Raw genomic sequence first — 5568 nt, forward strand, 5'->3', positions numbered from 1 at the left:
TCGTCATGCTGCGGATGCTGCTGGACCGGGGTTTCGACCCGTCGTCGCCGAACGCCGTGACCGGCGGCAGCCCGCTCCGCCCCGCGCTGCACTCCCACCGCGACGAGAACATCGCCCTCCTCCTGGAGCGCGGCACGGACGTGGACCTCGCCGACCGCACCGGCCACACCCCGCTGCACTACGCCGCGATGATCAACCGCACCGCGGTGGTGCGGGACCTGCTCGCCGCGGGCGCCGACCCCACCGCCCGCACGGCCGGCGGGGCGACCTTCCAACGCTACCTCTTCACGACCCCCGAACGGATCCTGCTGGAGTCGGTGGTCCGAGACCGCCGCGCCATCGAGACCTGGCTCCGGGAGCGGCACATCCCCGTCGAGCGCTGACTCACCGGCGTCTGACCTGCGGAGACGGTCGCCGTGTCGCCGACTTCCCGGACGTCACCCCCGGTGGGCCGGCGCCGTCGCGCGCGGCGCTGCTGCACGACGTCGGACCGACCGGCCGATATATCCGCACAGAAGGCGGCGGAGCGGGCGTGGGGCGACTACCCTTGGCTCTCCGTGCGCTTCCTCGACGGTCATCAGCCCCGGACGGACCTCACCTACGACGACGTCTTCCTCGTCCCGGGCCGGTCCACCGTGGCCTCCCGCTTCGACGTCGACCTCACGACGGCGGACGGCACCGGCGCCACCGTGCCGGTGGTCGCGGCGAACATGACCGCGGTCGCGGGCCGTCGGATGGCCGAGACGCTGGCCCGGCGCGGGGCGCTGACCGTGCTCCCCCAGGACGTCGCGCCCGAGGCCGTGGCCGGGATCGTCTCGTGGATCAAGTCGCGGCACCCCGTGTGGGACACCCCGCTCGTACTGCGGACCGGGGACGCGGTGGCCGACGCGCTGAACCTCCTCCCGAAGCGCGCGCACGACACCGTCGTGGTGGTCGACGACGGCGGGCGGCCGGTCGGCACCGTGAACGAGGCCGCCTGCCAGGGGGTCGACCGGTTCACCCGGCTCGCCGACGTCCTCGACTCGGGCGCGGTCGCACTGCCCCTCGGGACCGCGCCGCGCGAGGTGTTCTCCGCGCTCGGCGGCTCCGGCGTGGCCCTGGGCCTCGACGACGAGGGCCGGCTCGCGGGCCTGCTCACCTCGCTCGGCGCGATCCGGGCGGGGATCTACACGCCGGCGCTCGACGCCCGCGGCCGGCTGCGGACCGCCGCCGCGATCGGGATCAACGGGGACGTGCCGACCAAGGCCAAGGCCCTGCTCGACGCCGGGGTGGACGTCCTCGTCGTCGACACCGCGCACGGACACCAGGACAAGATGCTCGAGGCGCTGCGGGCCGTGCGCACCGTCGTGGCGGAGTCCGGGTCGCCGGTCCCGATCGCGGCGGGCAACGTCGTGACGGCCGCCGGGGTGGCGGACCTCGCCGAGGCGGGTGCGGACGTGATCAAGGTCGGGGTGGGCCCCGGCGCCATGTGCACGACCCGGATGATGACCGGCGTCGGCAGGCCGCAGTTCTCCGCCGTGCTGGAGTGCGCGACCGCGGCACGCGACCACGGCGTGACCATCTGGGCGGACGGCGGCGTGCGCTTCCCGCGGGACGTGGCGCTCGCGCTGTCGGCGGGGGCGGCCTCGGTGATGATCGGCTCGTGGCTGGCGGGGACCTACGAGTCCCCCGGCGACCTCCTGCGGGACGAGAACGGTCGCGCGTACAAGGAGTCCTTCGGCATGGCGTCGAAGCGGGCGGTGACGGCGCGGACCCGCGGGGACAACGACTTCGACCGCGCCCGCAAGGGCCTGTTCGAGGAGGGCATCTCCAGCTCCCGCCAGCTCCTCGACCCCAACCGCCCGGGTGTGGAGGACGTCCTCGACGGCATCGCCGCAGGCGTCCGCAGCGCCTGCACCTATGCAGGCGCCCGCTCCCTGACCGAACTCCACGACCGCGCGGTGGTGGGCATCCAGACCCAGGCCGGCTTCACCGAGGGCACCCCCCACGGCCTCTGACCCCCGCACGAACGGCACTCTCGCTCATACCTAGTGAGCGAGGGTGCCGCTCGCTCATGGGGTGGATGGGATCGCTCGCACATCCGGTCGCGGGCGGAGGGCTGCCTGCGCGTGGCATCGGCGGAGCTCGGCGACGACCTCCGCCCCCTGCTTGCGCAGCGTCTGGGGAAGGGTGTGGACGACCAGGATCCCGTGGGCGGTCATGCGCGAGTGGCGCACGACGGTCCGCTCGTAGTCCTCCGCGGCGAAGTGGAACTCGCGGGAGTCGATCTCCCAGGCGAGGCCGACGTCGTCGAACCAGGCGTCCGGGGTGGCGATGTGCTTGCCCGCGGGGTCCACGAGCCTTGCGTTCCAGAGTGGTTCTGCGAGCCCGGTTCGACCGACCACCGTTCGCGCCTTCGCCTCGGCCGACGACCGGACGCCGGCTGCGATCTCGGTCAGCACCTGCCGGGCGAGGGCCGACCCGCGACCGCTGCCTTCCCGCAGCTCGGCGGCGAGCTCACCCGGAGAGGCGCGCCCGGTCTGCACGACCTCGGCCAGCACCGTGCGGACGTGGTCCCGGTCCCGTGACCGGCGGCAGAAGTCGAGTGCCGCACGCGCGACCGGAGCCGCAGGCCAGGGGTCGGGCGCGGTGGCGGGCAGCCGTTCCGTGCGTTCCGCGAGCACGGCGCCACCTCCGAGTCGACGGCGGTCCGCCGGGATGAGCACGTGGACCGGACCGGTCGGGGTGGGAGCCCGCCGAAGGCCGCTGAGCTGCAACGCGTCGAGTCCGGTGAGTACCGCGTCCGGCCCTGCGTAGACCAGAGCGGCCCGGCGCCGGTCCGCTCTGCCCGGCGGCGCGTTCTGGAGCAGCACCACACCAGGCAGGAGCGACTGCCACGGGCCGCCGGGGCGACACCGCTCGTGGATGGTGCGCCGGGGCACGCCGATGTCCTCGAGGACACGAACGTGGACGACGGTCGAGTCGCAGCGGAACGCGATCTCGTCGAGGGTCAGGGAACAGACGCGACGGGGCATGACCCCGATGCTGAGGCGCCGCCGTCCCACCTGCACGCGCCCATCCACAGCCGCGTGCCGCTGTGGACAACCCACCCGTTGAGCGAGCGGCACTCTCGCTCACTAGGACTGAGCGAGAGTGCCGTTCGTGCGGGAAAGCTAGTTGCCGGGGCCCTCCAGCATCTCCGTCACGAGGGCGGCGATGGGGCTGCGCTCGGAGCGGGTGAGGGTGACGTGGGCGAAGAGGGGGTGGCCCTTCAGCTTCTCGATCACCGCGGCGATCCCGTCGTGCCTGCCGACGCGGAGGTTGTCGCGCTGGGCGACGTCGTGGGTCAGCACGACCCGGCTCGCCGTGCCCAACCGCGACAGCACCGTGAGCAGCACGTTGCGCTCCAGCGACTGCGCCTCGTCCACGATCACGAAGGTGTCGTGCAGGGAGCGGCCGCGGATGTGGGTGAGCGGCAGGACCTCCAGCATCCCCCGGGCGATGATCTCGTCGAGGATGTTCTGGCTGACCAGCGCGCCGAGCGTGTCGAAGACCGCCTGGGCCCACGGGCCCATCTTCTCCGCCTCGCTGCCCGGCAGGTACCCGAGCTCCTGCCCGCCGACGGCGTAGAGCGGCCGGAAGACCACGATCTTGCGGTGCTGCTGGCGCTCCATGACGGCCTCGAGGCCCGCGAGCAGCGCGAGCGCCGACTTCCCGGTACCGGCCCGGCCACCGAGGGAGACGATGCCGATGTCCGGGTCGAGCAGCAGGTCCAGCGCGACCCGCTGTTCGGCCGAGCGCCCGTGCAGCCCGAACGCCTCGCGGTCGCCGCGGATCAGCTTGATCTGCTTGTCCGCGGTGACCCGCCCGAGCGCCGACGACGTGTTGCCCAGCAGCCGGATGCCCGTGTTGCACGGCAGCTCGGCGGCCTCGGCGTGGTCGAGGACGCCGTCTCGGAACAGGGCGTCGATGTCCTCGGCCGCCACGTCGACGTCGACCATGCCGGTCCAGCCGGACGGCACGACGTCCTGGCCGTGGTACTCGTCGGCGGGGAGGCCGACGGCCGCTGCCTTGACCCGCAGCGGCATGTCCTTGGTGACGAGCACGACCTCCCGCGTGCTGCCGTAGTCCGCCTGGAGGTTGAGCGCACAGGCCAGGATCCGGCTGTCGTTCGTGTCGGCGCGGAAGCCGCTCGGCAGCACGGACTGGTCGCTGTGGTTCAGCTCCACGTGGAGCGTGCCCCCGGCCTCGCCGATCGGCACGGGCGCGTCGAGCCTGCCGTGCTTGATCCGGAGGTCGTCGAGCTGGCGGAGCGCCGAGCGGGCGAACCAGCCGAGCTCGGGGTGGTGTCGCTTGCCCTCGAGTTCGGAGATCACTACGAGCGGCAGGACGACCTGGTGCTCGTCGAACCGGGTCAGCGACCACGGGTCGGACAGGAGAACCGAGGTGTCGAGCACGTAGCAACGAGCAGCGACGGAGTCGCTGGTCGTCTGAACCGGGGCCGTACGACGTTCGGTCACGGGTGCTCCCTCGTGAGCGCGACACCACGCCCACAGTTCCGGTGGGCCGGCCGACCCTGGTGCGGTTGCGCGAGCCGCGTCTGCAACGCCGCCCGCACGCCCGCAAGGGCCGGATGCCGGCCCTCTCGGGTGCTTTGCAACACCACGTCCAGGGCCTCCCCGGACGGTGCGATCGGGACGCACCGCCACCACTGACGCTACTAGCGGTCACCCTCATGCGGTCAAGGGCGACATTCGGACACCTGGACCGTCAGACCCGAGATTTAACAGAACGGCCGACCGCTCATCGCGTGATCGACACCGTCTGTCGTCGTCGTCGCTCGGACGGGTGACGGCCGTCCGGCGCAGTCCCCGACGGCCGCAGGCACCAGTACCGCCGGGGTGGCCGGTTGGGCGAGCAACCAGCGGAAACGCGCGGCGTCACCACTCCACCAGGCGCGGACCAGCGGATACCCGACGACGTAGGTGGCGGTGTAGGCCCGCCAGCGCGGGTCCGTGACGAACCGGAGCACCCGCTCGATGCGCTCCTCGTCCAGCAGTAGCCACCGACGGAGGTGGTCCCGGGCCGCGGCCGGACCCGACCGCTGAGTGAGGAACGCCGCATCGAGCCGGGCGTGCTGCAGCGGGAGCATCGCCTCGTCGAGCGCCTCCGCCAGGGTCCCGTCGGTGCGCACCCCGGCCCCGGCCAGGACGTCGGCCGCCCAGGGCCCCCACCCCGGCCCGACGACGGCGTCGAGCGCCAGGTCCGCCACGCCCTCCACCACCAGGGCCCGCGGCCCGTGGGTGAGGCTCAGCGCCCGCTCCGGGTCGCGGGAGGCCACTCGCGCCAGGTGCTCGACGTGGTGGCCCGGGTAGGTCTCGTGCGCCACCAGCCGGGCCAGCTGGCCCGCCCGCAGCGGCGCGTCCACGCTGAACCGGGCGACGGACCGCCCACCGCCGAGGTGACGGCTGAACCCGCTCCACGGCCGGTCCTCGACGAGCTCGATCTCCACACCCTCGCCCGCGGGCAGCTCCACCAGCCCGGCGGCGCGCTCGCGCAGGGCCTCGGCCTGCTGCCCACCACCACCCC

At 73.3% G+C, this 5568-nt stretch carries 4 protein-coding genes and 1 pseudogene; 2 read left to right on the top strand and 3 right to left on the bottom strand.

The window, feature by feature from the left end; genetic code table 11:
- On the top strand, window positions 1–383 hold a 383-nt coding region (locus H5J29_RS19110), incomplete at its 5' end, for an ankyrin repeat domain-containing protein (RefSeq protein WP_181782380.1).
- Window positions 384–557: 174 nt separating this feature from the next.
- Window positions 558–1997, top strand: a complete 1440-nt coding sequence (locus tag H5J29_RS19115) for a GuaB1 family IMP dehydrogenase-related protein (protein WP_181782381.1) — start codon at window positions 558–560, stop codon at window positions 1995–1997.
- Between the two features lie 54 nt (window positions 1998–2051).
- Here H5J29_RS19115 and H5J29_RS19120 read toward each other — a convergent pair whose 3' ends face one another.
- From H5J29_RS19120 to H5J29_RS19130, 3 genes and pseudogenes are all read right to left on the bottom strand, one after another.
- On the bottom strand, window positions 2052–3014 hold the full coding sequence (locus H5J29_RS19120) for a hypothetical protein (protein ID WP_181782383.1): 963 nt from the start codon (window positions 3012–3014) through the stop codon (window positions 2052–2054).
- A 138-nt stretch (window positions 3015–3152) separates the two neighbouring features.
- A complete protein-coding gene (gene phoH2, locus H5J29_RS19125; protein WP_376768550.1) occupies window positions 3153–4436 on the bottom strand; it encodes an RNA 5'-3' helicase PhoH2 in 1284 nt (427 codons plus the stop codon).
- 326 nt (window positions 4437–4762) lie between these two features.
- Window positions 4763–5568 (bottom strand): annotated as a pseudogene (locus H5J29_RS19130) (hypothetical protein); the annotation flags it as partial.

Source organism: Pseudonocardia pini, assembly GCF_013870575.1.
Lineage (GTDB): Bacteria > Actinomycetota > Actinomycetes > Mycobacteriales > Pseudonocardiaceae > Pseudonocardia > Pseudonocardia pini.